The sequence below is a fragment of the Hymenobacter sp. UV11 genome, assembly GCF_004684095.1.
Classification (GTDB): domain Bacteria; phylum Bacteroidota; class Bacteroidia; order Cytophagales; family Hymenobacteraceae; genus Hymenobacter.
The window spans coordinates 108,469-123,207 of record NZ_SRII01000004.1 but is presented as its reverse complement, the minus strand read 5'-3'; the positions used below and the strand labels follow the sequence as shown (position 1 = coordinate 123,207).

Below are 14,739 nucleotides of genomic sequence, written 5' to 3'. Positions count from 1 at the left end.
AAATCCTAGGACTAGACAGTCAAGGGGTTACCAGCTTGGGGGGAATGCGGTAAAGGTAGTAAACTGCACCGCTCCGAACTGGCATTTTTACCGTTTTATGGTAAAAGAATATTATTTTCTTACCCTTATGATTCGCTATGACCGCCTTTTACCCAACTCATTGCCTCAAAAAGCCCTTTTATCGGGACGTTTTACAACAGCTATTAACCAGATAATCAGTATACTAAGCACCAAAAGGGAGCTCCTCAAAGCCGTACTACCACCGCTTGCCAGGGCTCCAGGGCGAGGGTAGGGCCAGTGGCCAGCGCAGGATAGTTGTTGAGCAGGGGAACGCCGGTAGGCTTCAGGCCGGGGGGTAGGGCCCAGTCGCGCTTTTCGGGCGAGAAGTTGAGCACCACCAGTACCTTTTCGGTGCCCTGGGTGCGGGTGTAGGCGTAGATGTGCGGGTTGGCCCGGTCGAGCAGCTGGTACTGGCCATATACCAGCACGGGGTGCTGCTGGCGCAGCCGCATGGCCCGCCGGAAGTGGTTCAGCACCGAGGCCGAGTCCTGGTTTTCAGCCGCCTCATTCACAGTTACATAGTTCGGGTTCACGCCAATCCAGGGCGTGCCGGTGGTGAAGCCCGCGTTCTTCGTGGCGTTCCACTGAAAGGGCGTGCGGCTGTTATCGCGCGAGAAGCGGGCCAGGCCGTGGAAGAAGGCCGCCTCGTTGCCGCCCTGCTGCTGGAGCAGCTGGTAGGTATTGCGGGCGGCCACGTCGCGGTAGTCGGCAATGCCGTTGAACTTACTATTGGTCATGCCCAGCTCGTCGCCGCTGTAGCAGTAGGGCGTGCCGCGCATGGTTAACAGGAAGGTGTTGAGCAGCTTGGCCGATGGGGCGCGGAACTGCGGCCGGTCGTCGCCAAACTTGCTCACCATGCGCGGCTGGTCGTGGTTGCCGAGGTCGAGGGCCTGCCAGCCCTGCCGGGCAAAGGCGCTGTCCCACTTCGTAAACACGCGCTTGAGGTCGGTGAGCTTATAGGTATCGGTGCCGCTACCCACGCCCGTGCCCTCAAAGTGGTAGGTCATGTCGAGCTCCTGGCGGGCGGGGTCCACGAAGAGGTGCGCCTCGGTGAGGTTGCGGCCCGCGCCCTCGGCCACGGTCAGCACGTTGTAGTGGCTTAGTACCTCGCGGTTTATCTCCTTCAGGTAGTCGTGCAGGTGCGGGCCGTGATTGTAGGCGTTGGCAAAATTCTGCTCATTCAGGCCCGGCATGGGCGGGAAGGCGGGGTCTTTGGCCACAAACTGGAAGGCATCCATGCGAAAGCCGTCGATGCCCTTATCCAGCCAGAAGCGCATGATGTTGTGCACTTCCTGGCGCAGCTTAGGGTTGTTCCAGTTCAGGTCGGGCTGCTTCTTGGAGAAGATGTGCAGGTAGTAGCTCTTGGTGGGCGCGTCGTACTGCCAAGCGTCTTTCTTCACGTCGAAGGTGCTGTAACGCGCTGGCGGCGTGCCCTTTTCGGCGGGCCACCAGTAGTAGTAGTCGCGGTAGGGGCTGGTGCGCGAGGCGCGGGCCGACTTAAACCATTCGTGCTCATCCGAGCTGTGGTTCACCACCAAATCCATCACCAGCTTAATGCCGCGCTGGTGCATGCCTTTCAGCAAAGCATCGAAGTCGGCCATGGTGCCAAACTCGGGCATAATCTGGCGGTAGTCGCTGATATCGTAGCCGTTATCATCGTTGGGCGAAGCGTAGATGGGGTTCAGCCACACCGTCCCTACCCCCAGGCTTTTGAGGTAATCGAGCCGCTGCATGATGCCCTTGAGGTCGCCCACGCCGTCGCCGTTGCTATCCTGAAAGCTGCGCGGGTAGAGCTGGTACACCACGGTTTCCTTCCACCAGCCGGCTTTTTTGGCCAGGCCGCTACCGGCCGCGGCGGGGGGGGTAGGCGTGCTTACGCCGGTTGCCGCCGTCGTTTCCTGCTTGGCCGACTGGCTGCAAGCCGCCACTCCGCCAGCAAGGCAGCAAATAAGAAAAGTAGCGCGAAGATTCATGCGTAGTAAAAAGGGCAAAACGAAAAGCCAGAAAGCTTTTTAGTAAAAATCTTATTATCAATCAATAGAGGTAGCCAGCGCCTGCACCTGCGCCACCGAGATAGCCGGCGTAGCGCCTTGGTAGCTGGCCACCAGCGAGCCCGCCGCGCAGGCAAAGGCCAGGTAGTCGGCGGGCGCCTGCCCGGCCAGCCAGCCTTTGAGCAGCGCCGCCAGAAAAGCATCGCCGCTGCCGATGGTGTCCTGCACCTGCACCACTAGGCTGGGGCTGCGGTAGAGCTGCCCGCCCACCCACAGCGCCGCGCCATCGGCGCCCTTGGTCACGCACACGGCTTGCAGCCCAAAGCGGGCCGCCAGCCATTCCAAGGCCGTTTCTTCGGCCGGGCTCACGCCAAACCAGCCCAGCAGCTCGGCTAGCTCGTGGTGGTTGAGCTTCACCACGTCGGCCTGCCGCAGCAGGTAGGTCACCACATCGCGCGAGTAGTGGGGCGTGCGCAGGTTCACGTCGAACACCTTCAGCGGGGCCTGCTGCAGCAGGCGGTACAGCGTTTCGCGGGTGACGGAGCTGCGAGCGGCCAGGCTGCCAAACACGAAGGCATCGGCCTCATCAACTAATACCCGCAGGTCGTCGCCGTACTGGATGTAGTCCCAGGCCACGGGTTGCAATATTTTATAGGTCACCTCCTGATTGTCGCTCACGTTGGCTTTTACTACCCCCGTCAGGTGGGTTTCACCCTGCTTCACGTAGCTGATATCGAGGTCTTTGCTCGCTACAAACTCCAGTAGCTCGGCGCCTAGGTCGTCGTGCCCCACGCGGCTGATGAGCTGGGCCTCTAGGCCGAAGTTGCGCAGGTGCACCGCCACGTTGAGCGGGGCGCCGCCGGGCTGCTTGCCGGTGGGCAGCACATCCCAAAGCATTTCTCCAAAGCAGACGACAGGCATGTGGTGAGGTGGCAAGATGGTGAGGTAGTGAGTAAAAGAACGTCATGCTGAGCTTGTCGAAGCATCTCGCGGGGGGTAGTAAAATCAATCGTTCAATGATGAGAGCGAGATGCTTCGACAAGCTCAGCATGACGTTCTTTTACTCACCATCTCACCACTTACCACCTCACCACTCACCTAGTGCATAACCAGCGTTTTTTCGACGCCTTCGAGGCTGGTGCCTTTGGTTTCGGGCATGAAGCGCAGCACGAATACCAGCTGCAGCACCATCATGGCGCAGAAGAAGGCGAAGGTGTTGCCGCCGCCCAGATGCTCCGAAAACCAGGGAAAAGTGAAGGCGATGACCGTGGCTATAACCCAGTGCGTAGAGCTGCCCAGCGCCTGGCCGCTGGCCCGCACGGCGTTGGGGAAAATCTCGGAGATGAAGACCCAGATGACGGCGCCCTGCGAGAAGGCAAAAAAGGCGATGTAGCTGAACAGCAGCACCGGCACGCTGCCAAACTGCTGCGTATAAAAGGCCCGCGCCACCAGCCCCAGCGTGGCAATGAGCCCCACCGAGCCCACCAGCATGAGCGTGCGCCGCCCAAACCGGTCAATCAAATTCACGCCCAGCAGGGTGAAGATGAAGTTGACCAGCCCAATGCCCGCCGACGACAGCAAGGCCGCGTCCTGGCCGCGCCCGGTCATCTCAAAGATGCGTGGGGCGTAGTAGATAATCGCATTAATGCCAGACACTTGATTAAAAAATGCGAACGCCATGGCCAGCAGCACGGGCGTGCGGTACTGCGGGCTCCAAAGCGACTCGCTTTGCTGGGCGGCGTGCGCCTGGCTGGCCAGGATGGCGCCCACCGTAGCGTCCACGTTGGTGGGGTTGATGATATGCAGCACGTCCCTACCCTCCTCCAGGCGGCCGTGCAGCAGCAGCCAGCGCGGGCTTTCGGGCACCCGAAACAGGAACAGCAGAAACGCTACCGCCGGCACGGCCTGCACGCCCAGCATGAGGCGCCACGAGTGCTCGCCGGTGCTGGCCAGCAGGTAGTTGGAGAGGTAGGCGGCCAGGATGCCGAACACGATATTGAACTGAAACAGGCCCACCAGCTTGCCCCGCGAGTCGGCCGGCGAAATCTCGGAGATGTAGAGCGGGGCCGTCACCGACGAGGCCCCTACCCCAAGCCCGCCCAGGAAGCGAAACACCAGAAATGGCACCCAGGCCGGGGCCAGCGCCGCGCCCACCGCCGACACCAGGTAGAGCACCGCAATCCAGCGCAGCGTCTGCCGCCGGCCCAGCTTATCGCTCGGAATGCCGCCAAACATGGCGCCCAGCACCGTGCCGATGAGGGCAATGGAAATGGTGAAGCCGTGCTCCACGGCACTCAACCGCCAGAGCTGCTGAATAGCCTTCTCAGCCCCCGAAATCACGGCCGTATCGAAGCCAAACAGGAAGCCCCCGAGTGCCGTGACGATGGACCAGAAAAGAACTTTGCGCTGCAGCATGGGGTGGGAATCCGGAAGAATATCGTCCCAAAATTCGGCCTTTCCCCGCGCCTAGGCTTGCTGGTTTATTTCAAATACTTGCAAGATTCTTACAAGCTGGCTTTTTTGAAATAATTATTTGATAATCAGTTTTTTATTTACAATTCCCTACCCCCTCTTTTGCGCCTAGCTTTCACTCATCCTACGGCATTTGCAAAATTCGGCGGTGGTAGCGGGCATGTAGAACGGAGTGGCACTCCGTTCTGGCGCAGCGCGCCAAGGCAGTTTGGTTCGGCCACGCCACCCGCGGGCTTGCCGCTGCGCGGCAGAACGGAGTGGCACTCCGTTCTACATGCCTCATCAGGCGCGTGAGGTGAGGTGCAGGGCCCGGAACTCGGAGGGCGACACCTGGTACTTGGCCTTGAAGGCGGTGGAAAAGTAGGAGGGCGACGAAAAGCCCGTTTGGTAGGCCACCTCGGCAACGGTGACGCCCTCTTGCAGCAACAGCAGCCGCGCCTTAGTGAGCCGGATGGTCTGGAGATAGTCCGTGACGCCTGTGCCGAGCAGGGCCTTCACCTTGCGGTAGAGCTGCATCTGCGACACGCCGAGGCTGCGGGCAATGTCGTCCACGCTCAGGCCCGGCTGGTCGAGGTTGGCCTCGATGATGGCCGTGAGGTCGGCCAGGAATTTCTGGTCCACGCGCTGCGGGGCCACGGTGGCGGTGTCCACGCTCAGCTCGCGCCGGAAGTGCTCGCGCTGCTGCTCGCGGTTGCGCAGCAGCGTGCGCAGGCTTTCAAGCAGAAAGGTGGGGTTGAAGGGCTTGGTGAGGTAGAGGTCGGCACCGGCCTGCACGCCGGCCACCTGCTGCTCAGGCGCGCTTTGGGCCGTGAGCAGCACCAGCGGAATGTGCGAGGTGCGCCAGTCGCCCTTGAGCCTGACCGCCACCTGCAAGCCGCTCAGCTCGGGTAGCGTCACGTCGCACACAATCACGTCGGGAATCGCCTCCGTGGCCAGGCGCAGGCCGGTGGCGCCGTCGGCCGCGGTGCTCACCTGGAAGTGCGGCTGGAGCTTCTCCACCAGGAAGTTGCGCACCTCGTCGTTGTCCTCAATGAGGAGCACGGTGGCCGTGGCAGCGGCAGTAGGGGCCGCCTGGGGTTCGGCGGCGTCCTCATCAGGCTCGAAGCGGACGTGGGGGGTAGGGGCCGCGCTGGCCTCCTGCCAGCCCACCGGGCGCGTCAGCGGCAGCGTCACCTCGAAGGTGCTGCCGTGGCCCGGCTGGCTCCGAAACGAGAGCGTGCCCTGGTGCAGCCGGGTGAGGCCCTCGGCCAGCGCCAGGCCCAGGCCCGAGCCGTTGGCCGAGGGCTGGCGGCCCTGGTAAAACCACTCCAGAATGTGCGCCTGGTCGGCCTCGGCAATGCCCCGGCCGTTGTCTTCCACGCTGATGCGCACCGCGTCGGTGGCCAGCACGGGCTGCATGATCACCGTAATGTGGCCACCGTCGGGGGTGTATTTGAAGGCGTTGGAAAGCAGGTTAAACAGCACTTTGTCCAAAATATCGCCGTCAAACCACAGACTGATAACCGGCTCGGCGGGCAAAAACCGGAACGTGATACTGCGCTGCCGGGCGGGCTTCTCAAACACATCCATGATTTCGCGCACGAAGCTCACCAGGTTGCCCTCGCTGGCGCGTACGGCCATCTTACCCACGTCGATTTTGCGAAAATCGAGCAGCTGATTTACCAGTTGCAGCAGGCGCTGGGTGTTGCGGCGCACCAGCTTCAGGTCGTGGCGCTGGGCCGGCGAGAGGTCGGCCGGACTGGTCAGCAGCTCCTCCACCGGCCCCAGAATGAGGGTGAGCGGCGTGCGCAGCTCGTGCGAGAAGTTGGTAAAAAACCGCAGTTTAGCCTCCGACGAGCGACGGTTTTCCTCGGCCAGCTCGGCAATCTGGTTGCGCTGGGCGCTGATTTCGGCATTCTGGCCCTCCAGCGTGCGCCGAATGCGGCGGTTGAGGCGCGACGAGCGCCAGGCCAGCGCGCCCAGCGCTACTGCACCCAACAGGCTGGCCAGCAGCAGGTAAACAGTCGTTTTTTGGATGGCGTAGCGGTGCTGCTCAGCTTGCAAGCGCTGCTGCTGCTGCTGAATATCCTGGCGCTGGGTAACCAGCTGCTCGGCCTGCGTGCGCACGGCGCTCACGTTGGTCGAGTCAATCACCATCGTGCCCAGCAGGTTTTCCTTCTCGTAGGGCTCGTGGCGCAAAATGCGCAGGGCCGTGCGAATAGCCTGCTCGCCGCCGGGGGGGTAGAGCAATGTGGCCTTCAGCGCGCCATCTGCTACCAGCTGCAAGCCATTGCCCGGCCCCGTCAGGCCATCAACGCCGATAATACGCAAGTTCCTCATCCCCAGCTCTTCGACCACTTCGTGGGCCGCCCGCGCCATGGGGTCGTTTTGGGCAAAAATCAGCTCCACATTGGGGTGGGCGCGCAGCAGGGCGGGCAGGCGCTGCCGCACTAATTCGGGCCGCCAGTCGCCATCGAGCCGGGCCACGAGCTGCATGGGGGGGTAGGCGGCCAGCGCCTCCATAAAGCCCAGGTGGCGGTCGGTGGCCGGCGACGAACCGGGCGCGCCCAGGATTTCGAGCACCCGGCCGCGCTCATGCAGCTGCTGCGCAGCGTAGTGGCCCGCCGTGCGGCCCACCTCCCGATTGTTGCCGCCCACGTAGGCCGTGTAGAGCTGCGAGGTGGTGCGCCGGTCGAGCACTACTACCGGAATGCCTTGGTTATACGCCGTCTCGGCCAGCGCTGTGAGCGGCCCCGACTGGTTGGGCGAGATAATCAGCAAGTCCACTTTCTGCCGAATCAGCGCCTGCACCTGGCGGCGCTGCAAGTCGCTGTTATTGTGCGCGTCCAGCATTTGAAACTGCACGCTGGGGTGCAGGCTCAGCTCTTTTTGCATACCCGCCAGCATGGCTTGGCGCCAGGCATCGCCGGTGGTACACTGCGAGAAGCCGATGCGGTACTCAGGCTCCTGCGGCACCGGGGCGCAGCCAGCCAGCCCCAGCACCAACAAGCTGAGTAGCCGCCAACAGCGCCAGATGAATAGAAAACGGGTACGCAAGCGGATAAGAAAGGGCAAGGACGGGAAGCAAGGCGCCAAGTGCAGGCAAGTAGCAGCTAGCCAGTTAGTTCAGTCCTTTTATTAAATATTCCTAGCTAGCAAGGTACTAGTAAAACGAATTAACTCGAATTTACCAGGTCCGTCACAAGTTAGTAACCACTTACACACTACTCAGGTTGAGAGATAAATCAGCAGTATCGGCGCGCCGAGCGCACGGCCAGCCAGTTGCGGTGGTTAGCTTACTTTTGGCCCGATTAGCCTTCCCGCGTTATCTGGGCCAGCCGCTGGGCCGACGCTGTGCTTTTCTCCCCGCTCCTATGTCCCTTCCCACCCGCTTCCACCTGCTGGCAGGCCTTTGTGTCCTGCTGCTATTAGCCACCCGCCTATCCCTCGCCGCCCAGGCCACGCCCAACCCCTGGCGCATCACGGCCGACAAGATTGACCCCGCCAACTACTACGGCGTGACCGTGGCCAACGGCATGATTGGGCTGGTGTCGTCGCCTACCCCCTTTCAGCTGAAGAACGTGGTGCTGGCCGGCGCCTACGACCAGTACGGGCGGGGTAGGGTCAGCAATTTCCTGAACAGCTTCAACCTGCTCGATATGTACCTGGAGGTAGACGGCCACCGCCTCGGCGCGGCAGACGCCCGCAACTTCCGGCAGGAGCTGGATATGCAGCGCGCGGCCCTTACTACCACCTTCGACTACCAGGACAAGGCCACCATCAGCTACACCTACTATGCGCTGCGCCAGCTGCCCTTCACGGTGCTGCTCGACGTGAGCATCGTGGCCAAAAAAGACGTGGCCCTCACCGCCGCCAGCGTCATGAATGCCCCCGACGCCCTGCGCGAGGTGCAGAACTACTACAACGAAATCGACCGGCCGCACGCCACGCTCAGCCTGCTCACGTCGTCGGCCAAGAGCCCCACCGGCAAGCTGCTGCTGTGCGCCAGCACCAGCTTTTTGTTTGAGGAGCCGCACGGCCAGGAGCCCCGCATCATTCATGAGATGTGGGACAACAATATGCACCTCATGAAATTCAGCAAGACGCTGAAGGCCGGCCAGACCTACGCCTACGCCGTGGCGGGCTCCAGCATCACCTCGGCCCACCACCCCGACCCGCTCAACGAGGCCGAACGCCTCACCATCTTCGCCCGCCTCGAAGGCCGCCAGCGCCTGCTCGACTTTCATCAGAAAGCCTGGAAAGAACTGTGGCAGAGTGACATTCAAATCACCGGCGACGCCCAGGCCCAGCAGGATGTGCACTCCATGCTGTATCACCTCTACAGCTTTTCGCGGGCCGGCACCGACTACTCGCCCTCACCGATGGGCCTGTCGGGCCTGGGCTACAACGGCCACGTGTTCTGGGATGCCGACCTGTGGATGTTTCCGGCGCTGCTGGTGCTGCACCCCGACATCGCCAAATCATTGGTCGAATACCGCTTCCGCCGCCTCGACCTGGCCCGCCGCAATGCCTTCGCCCACGGCTACCAGGGCGCCATGTACCCCTGGGAAAGCGCTGACTCGGGCGTGGAGGAAACGCCGGTGTGGGCCCTCAGCGGGCCGTTTGAGCACCACATCACGGCCGACGTGGCACTGGCCGCTTGGCAGTATTATAGCGTGACGCAGGACAAAGCCTGGCTGCGCGAGAAAGGCTGGCCCATCCTGCAGGCCACGGCCGACTTCTGGACCAGCCGCGTCGAGCGCAACGGCCCCGGCCACTACGATATTAAGAACGTGGTAGCCGCCGACGAGTGGGCCGAAAACGTGGACAACAACGCCTTCACCAACGCCGCCGCCCAGGTCAACCTGCGCAATGCCACCGCCGCCGCCAAGCTGCTGGGCCTACCCGCCAACCCTGACTGGCTGCACGTGGCCCAGAATATCCCCATCCTGCACCTACCCGACGGTGTGACCCAGGAGCACGCCACCTACCACGGCGAGGGCATCAAGCAGGGCGATGTCAACCTATTGGCCTTCCCGCTCAACGTCATCACTACCCCCGCCCAAGTCCGCAAAGACCTGGACTACTACTCGGCGCGCGTACCCAACGAAGGCACGCCCGCCATGACGCAGGCCATCTTCGCGCTGCTTTATTCGCGCCTCGGCGACGGCGCCAAGGCCCAGCATTTCTTCCAAGACTCGTATTTGCCCAATCTCCTACCCCCCTTCCGCGTCATCGCCGAGACCAAGGGCGGCACCAACCCCTACTTCGCCACCGGCGCGGGCGGCGTGCTGCAAGCCGTGCTCATGGGCTTCGGCGGCCTAGACATTACGCCCACCGGCATCACGCAGCGCAAGACCACGCTGCCCACCGGCTGGCAGTCGGTGCGGATAACGGGGGTAGGGCCGCAGCACAAGACGTATTCGAACGCCAAGTAGCCTAGAAACGAAGAATGCCCGCCAGTAAGGGCGGGCATTCTAAGCTAAAGCGCTCCCTCCTGGGCTCGAACCAGGGACCCTCTGATTAACAGTCAGATGCTCTAACCGGCTGAGCTAAGGAAGCTTTATATCCCGAAACCGGCGCTTTCGGGCTGCAAAGATAGGAAAGGTGTTTTTGAAATACCAAGCTTTTCGGGATAAAAAACCGCTTTTGTGCGCAAAAACAGGCTTAGTTCTTGATTGTCAGCAGGCTGCCGCTTAGGTTAGTGTTGTATTGGCGAAGCGAGCGGGCGGCGGGGCCACCCGTGACCAGGCCCTGGAGGCTGAACTGGGAGGTGCAGCAGCTATCGCGGAAGAACAGGCGCGAGCTGCGGTCGAGCGTCACGGTGGCACAGCTGCTGAGCGGCTGGTAGGGGCAGTTGCGCTCGAAGGCCGCGTAGGTGGTGGCGTTCTGACGCACCACGTAGATACCTTTTACGCCGCCCTGGCCGTTGGCGCTGCCGGGCGGGATGGTTACTACCCCGTTGTCGAAGAGCAGGGCCTTATTTTGCTGGTCTCGCAGGTCCAGCTGCACGTTTACCGGCACGTTGGGGATGGTCGTGGTGGTATCGGTATTCGAATTGCAGGCGGCGAGCAGGCCACTGCTGGCCAACAGGCCTAAGAGAAGGTAACGCATCGGGTCAACGGGAAGGGGCTTCCCAAACGCACGCAAGCGCCTGGTAGTTTACCGGGCGCTTGCGAAAAGTCGTTTTTACGGCCGGCGGCTATTTCTTGAACAGCGAGTTCACGAACGTGTGCCGGTCGAACAGCTGCAGGTCCGTCATCTTCTCGCCTACCCCGATGTAGCGCACCGGGATGCTGAACTGGTCCGAAATGCCAATCACTACCCCCCCCTTGGCGGTGCCATCGAGCTTGGTGATGGCCAGGGCCGACACCTCGGTGGCTTTCGTGAACTCCTTGGCCTGCAAAAAGGCATTCTGGCCGGTGCTGCCGTCGAGCACCAACAGCACCTCGTGCGGCGCCTCTGGAATGACTTTTTGCATCACGCGCTTGATTTTGCTGAGCTCGTTCATCAGGTTCACCTTGTTGTGCAGGCGGCCGGCGGTATCGATGATGACCACATCGGCGCCCATCTCCACGCCCTTCAGCACGGCGTCGTAGGCCACGGCGGCGGGGTCGGTGTTCATGCCGTGCGAGATGACGGGCACGCCCACCCGCTGGCCCCACACGATGAGCTGGTCCACGGCGGCGGCCCGGAAGGTATCGGCGGCGCCGAGCACCACTTTCTTGCCGGCGCTGTGAAAGCGGTGCGCCAGCTTGCCGATGGTCGTGGTTTTGCCCACGCCATTCACACCCACCACCATTATCACGAAGGGATGGCCGGGGCTGTCGGGCCGGTCGAGGATGGCGCGCGAGCCAGTAGTATCGCCGTGCGCATCGAGCAGATCCACAATCTCTTCGCGCAAGATACGGTCGAGCTCGTTGGTATTCACGTACTTGTCGCGAGCCACGCGCTTCTCGATGCGGTCGATGACCTTCACCGTGGTGTCGATACCCACATCGGCGTGCACGAGCAGCGTTTCCAGGTCGTCGAGCACGGCCTCGTCCACGGTGTTTTTGCCCACCACGGCCTTGCTCAGCTGGTCGAAGAAGTTGGTTTTCGTCTTCTGCAAGCCTTCGTCGAGAGCTTGCTGCTGCGCTTTGCTTTCCTTGTCTTTCTTAAAAAAGTCGAAGAGGCCCATAATACCGGCAAAAAGAACGTCATGCTGAGCCTGCCGAAGCATCTCGCCCGAGTCGTTGTGAGGATAATTGCTTGCTTCTGCACATGCGCGAACTGGCTGCTCTCGCTGGCGTGACAGAAGTGGTAAACACGAAAAAAGTCCCACGAAGGTGGGACTTTTTCACTACATCAGCCGTCTGGGAGGCTTATTTGCCAGCCAGCGCATCCTGTACTTTATCCACGGGCACCATTTCCTCCTTGAAGGTATAGGCCCCGGTCTTCTCCGAGCGGACGGCGCGAATGATTTTCGCCCAGTCTTTGCCGGTGGCGGTTTTCAGCGTTGCTACTACTTTCTTAGCCATGACTCAGGTTATTTAATTTCCTTGTGAACAGTCATTTTGCGCAGAATCGGGTTGAATTTCTTCAGCTCGATACGCTCGGGGGTGTTCTTGCGATTCTTGGTGGTGATGTAGCGCGAGGTGCCCGGCATGCCCGAATTTTTATGCTCGGTGCACTCCATGATAACCTGCACCCGGTTTCCTTTCTTGGCCATCGTGACGGGAGGGGGGTAAGTTTTTAATTTTAGGACTGCAAAGGTACGGGTTTTTTCCGCAACTTCGCAAGTGGCCAGCCAGATACTAGGTTAGCACCTAACTCGCCTTTAATTCTTTGCTGCTGCCAGCGGCACAACAAAGCCGGTGCTGCCTCCTACCCCCTCAAAAAGGAGCCAAGTGGCAGCACCGGCATTCGTACTTAACAGGCCCGAAAAAACCTGAGAAATTACCGCGGCAGTGGCGGACTAATAAACGATGAAGCCCTGCTCCTTGGCCTTCTTCAAGGTGGCCATGATGCCATTCTTGTTGATGGTGCGGATGGTAGAGGCGGCTACTTTCAGCGTTACCCAAGCGTCTTGCTCGGGGATGTAAAAGCGCTTTTTCTGCAAGTTGGGGTAGAACTTACGCTTAGTCTTGTTGTTGGCGTGCGATACGTTGTTGCCTACGCGGGTACGCTTGCCGGTCAAATCACAAACTCGGGCCATGATATCGAAGGGTTAGATGATGCTATTCCGAAACGGGCCGCAAATATCGGCAATTTTCAGCCAAATACCAAATCGTAAAGCAATTGAGCAGCAGCGATGAACGACAAGGAGTAGCCCCCGGCGGCGGCTTTGGAAGCAATTTTTCCTCTTTCGCTAGGCCTGTTTTTCTTTTTTCCAGGGGCAATGGCGGCAGCCGCTGCCGCAGCAAAAACCCCGGCGCTGGTGGTATTGCGCAGTGAAAACGAGGTAGCCTTCGGGGGTGTGGTAGAAATCGCCGGGCTGCAGGGGCAGGGCGGCAAAGGCGGCTAGCCGGGGGTCATCGGGCATTGGGCAGGGCGGCAATGCACTCGATTTCGACCAGCGCCTCCAGGGGCAGGCGCGATACTTCGACGGTGGTACGGGCCGGGCGGTGCGTCCCAAATACGTCGGCATACACGGCGTTCATGCGGGCAAAGTCGGCGAAGTTTTTGAGAAAAACGGTGGTTTTCACAATGTCGGCCAGCCCCAGGTGGCGGGCGGCGAGCACGGTAGCCAGATTGGCCAGCGCCTGCCGGGTTTGCGCTTCGATAGTATCGGCCTCGATGCGCATGGAGGCCGGCACGAGGGGCGTTTGGCCCGAGCAAAACACGAAGCCGCCCGCCTCAATGGCCTGGCTATATGGGCCAACCGCCTGCGGGGCGTCGGGGTGATGTAGGATTTCCATAGCAAGGCAAAGGTAGCAGCGGCCAAAATAGCGGCTGCTTTGTTCGTAATTTTGAATACGTTAAAACCTTACTCTACCCCCCCACCCTATGCTAGCCCCTACCCCCACCTCGCACGCCGAAGAGCTGATGCAGCTCGAAGACCAATACGGTGCCCACAACTACCACCCGCTGCCCGTGGTGCTGAGCCGGGGCCGGGGCGTGCACCTGTGGGACGTGGCCGGCCGGCAGTATTTCGACTTTCTCTCGGCCTATTCGGCCGTGAACCAGGGGCACTGCCACCCGCGCATCATCGGGGCGCTGACGGAGCAGGCGCAGAAGCTGACGCTGACTTCGCGGGCATTTTTCAACGACCGGCTGGGTGCGGCCGAGAAGCAGCTGTGTGAGCTGTTTGGCTACGATAAGGCGCTGCTGATGAACTCGGGCGCCGAGGCCGTGGAAACGGCCCTCAAGCTGGCTCGCAAGTGGGGCTACCAGGAAAAGGGCATTGCACCCAACATGGCACGCATTGTGGTGGCCGAGCACAACTTCCACGGCCGCACCACGGGCATTATCTCCTTCAGCACCGACCCCGACAGCACGGGCGGCTTCGGCCCCTACGTGCCGGGCTACCAGGTGGTCCCTTATAACGATGCCGCGGCCCTGGCCGAAGCGCTGGCCGACCCGCACGTGTGCGGCTTCCTCATCGAGCCCATCCAGGGCGAGGCGGGGGTAGTAGTGCCCGGCGAGGGCTACCTGACCGCCGCCGCCGAGCTGTGCCGGGAGCACAATGTGCTATTGATTACCGACGAAATTCAGACCGGCCTGGGCCGCACCGGCAAGCTGCTGGCCACTGATTACGAAGAAGTTCGGGGTGATATTCTCATTCTGGGCAAGGCCCTGAGTGGCGGCGTGCTACCCGTATCGGCGGTGCTGGCCGATGATGCCATTATGCTCACCATCAAGCCGGGGCAGCACGGCTCCACGTTTGGCGGCAACCCGCTGGCCTGCGCCGTCATGCAGGCCGCGCTGGACGTGCTACTCGACGAAAAGCTGGCCGATAATGCCTTTCGCCTGGGCGAGATTTTCCGGGCCCGCATGCGCCAGTTGCAGGCCCAGCGCCTCGAAGTGGTGACGCTAGTGCGCGGCCGGGGCCTGCTCAACGCCGTGGTTATCAAGCCCGCCGCCGACGGCCGCACCGCCTGGGACGTGTGCGTGAGCCTCATGGAGCACGGCCTGCTGGCCAAGCCCACCCACGGCGATATTATCCGCTTTGCCCCGCCGCTGGTCATCACCGAAGAGCAGCTGCACGCGGCCTGCGACGTGATTGAGCAGGTTATTCTGGCGTTCTAAACGCGGA

General features: G+C 61.4%; 13 protein-coding genes and 1 tRNA gene. 2 read left to right on the top strand and 12 right to left on the bottom strand.

The annotated features are described in order from the left end of the window. Positions 1-245: 245 nt before the first annotated feature. The 4 genes from E4631_RS08015 to E4631_RS08000 form a co-directional block, all read right to left on the bottom strand. A complete protein-coding gene (locus E4631_RS08015; RefSeq protein WP_133659583.1) occupies positions 246-2,033 on the bottom strand; it encodes an alpha-glucosidase in 1,788 nt (595 codons plus the stop codon). 57 nt (positions 2,034-2,090) lie between these two features. Beyond that, positions 2,091-2,972, bottom strand: a complete 882-nt coding sequence (locus E4631_RS08010) for a carbohydrate kinase (protein WP_240734764.1) — start codon at positions 2,970-2,972, stop codon at positions 2,091-2,093. A gap of 177 nt (positions 2,973-3,149) precedes the next feature. Further along, positions 3,150-4,466 (bottom strand): sugar porter family MFS transporter, encoded by a 1,317-nt coding sequence (locus E4631_RS08005; RefSeq protein WP_133659582.1) that lies wholly within the window; start codon positions 4,464-4,466, stop codon positions 3,150-3,152. Between the two features lie 339 nt (positions 4,467-4,805). Next, positions 4,806-7,559, bottom strand: a complete 2,754-nt coding sequence (locus tag E4631_RS08000) for a substrate-binding domain-containing protein (protein ID WP_133659581.1) — start codon at positions 7,557-7,559, stop codon at positions 4,806-4,808. 317 nt (positions 7,560-7,876) lie between these two features. Between E4631_RS08000 and E4631_RS07995 the strand changes: the two genes are divergently transcribed. Further along, positions 7,877-9,940 carry a glycoside hydrolase family 65 protein gene (locus tag E4631_RS07995; RefSeq protein WP_166648242.1) on the top strand — a complete coding sequence of 688 codons (2,064 nt, stop codon included), beginning with the start codon at positions 7,877-7,879 and terminating at the stop codon, positions 9,938-9,940. A gap of 50 nt (positions 9,941-9,990) precedes the next feature. Here E4631_RS07995 and E4631_RS07990 read toward each other — a convergent pair. The 8 genes from E4631_RS07990 to E4631_RS07960 all read right to left on the bottom strand — a co-directional run bounded on the left by E4631_RS07990 (position 9,991) and on the right by E4631_RS07960 (position 13,402). Then, positions 9,991-10,064, bottom strand: a tRNA-Asn gene (locus E4631_RS07990). A 105-nt stretch (positions 10,065-10,169) separates the two neighbouring features. After that, positions 10,170-10,616 (bottom strand): hypothetical protein, encoded by a 447-nt coding sequence (locus tag E4631_RS07985; protein ID WP_240734763.1) that lies wholly within the window; start codon positions 10,614-10,616, stop codon positions 10,170-10,172. 88 nt (positions 10,617-10,704) lie between these two features. Beyond that, complete coding sequence (ftsY, locus tag E4631_RS07980) at positions 10,705-11,682, bottom strand: signal recognition particle-docking protein FtsY (RefSeq protein ID WP_133659580.1); 978 nt, start codon at positions 11,680-11,682, stop codon at positions 10,705-10,707. A gap of 184 nt (positions 11,683-11,866) precedes the next feature. Then, on the bottom strand, positions 11,867-12,022 hold the full coding sequence (locus E4631_RS07975; protein ID WP_071955431.1) for a DUF4295 domain-containing protein: 156 nt from the start codon (positions 12,020-12,022) through the stop codon (positions 11,867-11,869). A gap of 8 nt (positions 12,023-12,030) precedes the next feature. Further along, on the bottom strand, positions 12,031-12,213 hold the full coding sequence (gene rpmG / locus E4631_RS07970; RefSeq protein WP_133659579.1) for a 50S ribosomal protein L33: 183 nt from the start codon (positions 12,211-12,213) through the stop codon (positions 12,031-12,033). Between the two features lie 246 nt (positions 12,214-12,459). Beyond that, on the bottom strand, positions 12,460-12,699 hold the full coding sequence (gene rpmB, locus E4631_RS07965) for a 50S ribosomal protein L28 (protein ID WP_068339669.1): 240 nt from the start codon (positions 12,697-12,699) through the stop codon (positions 12,460-12,462). A gap of 153 nt (positions 12,700-12,852) precedes the next feature. Further along, on the bottom strand, positions 12,853-13,026 hold the full coding sequence (locus tag E4631_RS25870) for a DUF5522 domain-containing protein (RefSeq protein WP_166648241.1): 174 nt from the start codon (positions 13,024-13,026) through the stop codon (positions 12,853-12,855). Continuing rightward, positions 13,016-13,402 (bottom strand): RidA family protein, encoded by a 387-nt coding sequence (locus tag E4631_RS07960; RefSeq protein ID WP_133659578.1) that lies wholly within the window; start codon positions 13,400-13,402, stop codon positions 13,016-13,018. The genes E4631_RS25870 and E4631_RS07960 overlap by 11 nt, the downstream gene beginning before the upstream one ends. An 88-nt stretch (positions 13,403-13,490) precedes the next feature. Here E4631_RS07960 and rocD point away from each other — a divergent pair, with 88 nt between their 5' ends. Next, positions 13,491-14,732 carry an ornithine--oxo-acid transaminase gene (gene rocD, locus E4631_RS07955; protein ID WP_133659577.1) on the top strand — a complete coding sequence of 414 codons (1,242 nt, stop codon included), beginning with the start codon at positions 13,491-13,493 and terminating at the stop codon, positions 14,730-14,732. The last annotated feature ends 7 nt before the right edge of the window (positions 14,733-14,739 follow it).

What these genes read in the sequence shown, in the direction of transcription:
- E4631_RS07985 (WP_240734763.1), bottom strand. Translation starts at nt 10,616, where the DNA reads ATGCGTTACCTTCTCTTAGGCCTGTTGGCCAGCAGTGGCCTGCTCGCC.
- E4631_RS08010 (WP_240734764.1), bottom strand. Translation starts at nt 2,972, where the DNA reads ATGCCTGTCGTCTGCTTTGGAGAAATGCTTTGGGATGTGCTGCCCACC.
- E4631_RS07960 (WP_133659578.1), bottom strand. Translation starts at nt 13,402, where the DNA reads ATGGAAATCCTACATCACCCCGACGCCCCGCAGGCGGTTGGCCCATAT.
- rocD (WP_133659577.1), top strand. Translation starts at nt 13,491, where the DNA reads ATGCTAGCCCCTACCCCCACCTCGCACGCCGAAGAGCTGATGCAGCTC.
- E4631_RS07975 (WP_071955431.1), bottom strand. Translation starts at nt 12,022, where the DNA reads ATGGCTAAGAAAGTAGTAGCAACGCTGAAAACCGCCACCGGCAAAGAC.
- rpmB (WP_068339669.1), bottom strand. Translation starts at nt 12,699, where the DNA reads ATGGCCCGAGTTTGTGATTTGACCGGCAAGCGTACCCGCGTAGGCAAC.
- rpmG (WP_133659579.1), bottom strand. Translation starts at nt 12,213, where the DNA reads ATGGCCAAGAAAGGAAACCGGGTGCAGGTTATCATGGAGTGCACCGAG.
- E4631_RS25870 (WP_166648241.1), bottom strand. Translation starts at nt 13,026, where the DNA reads ATGCCCGATGACCCCCGGCTAGCCGCCTTTGCCGCCCTGCCCCTGCAG.
- ftsY (WP_133659580.1), bottom strand. Translation starts at nt 11,682, where the DNA reads ATGGGCCTCTTCGACTTTTTTAAGAAAGACAAGGAAAGCAAAGCGCAG.
- E4631_RS07995 (WP_166648242.1), top strand. Translation starts at nt 7,877, where the DNA reads ATGTCCCTTCCCACCCGCTTCCACCTGCTGGCAGGCCTTTGTGTCCTG.
- E4631_RS08015 (WP_133659583.1), bottom strand. Translation starts at nt 2,033, where the DNA reads ATGAATCTTCGCGCTACTTTTCTTATTTGCTGCCTTGCTGGCGGAGTG.
- E4631_RS08005 (WP_133659582.1), bottom strand. Translation starts at nt 4,466, where the DNA reads ATGCTGCAGCGCAAAGTTCTTTTCTGGTCCATCGTCACGGCACTCGGG.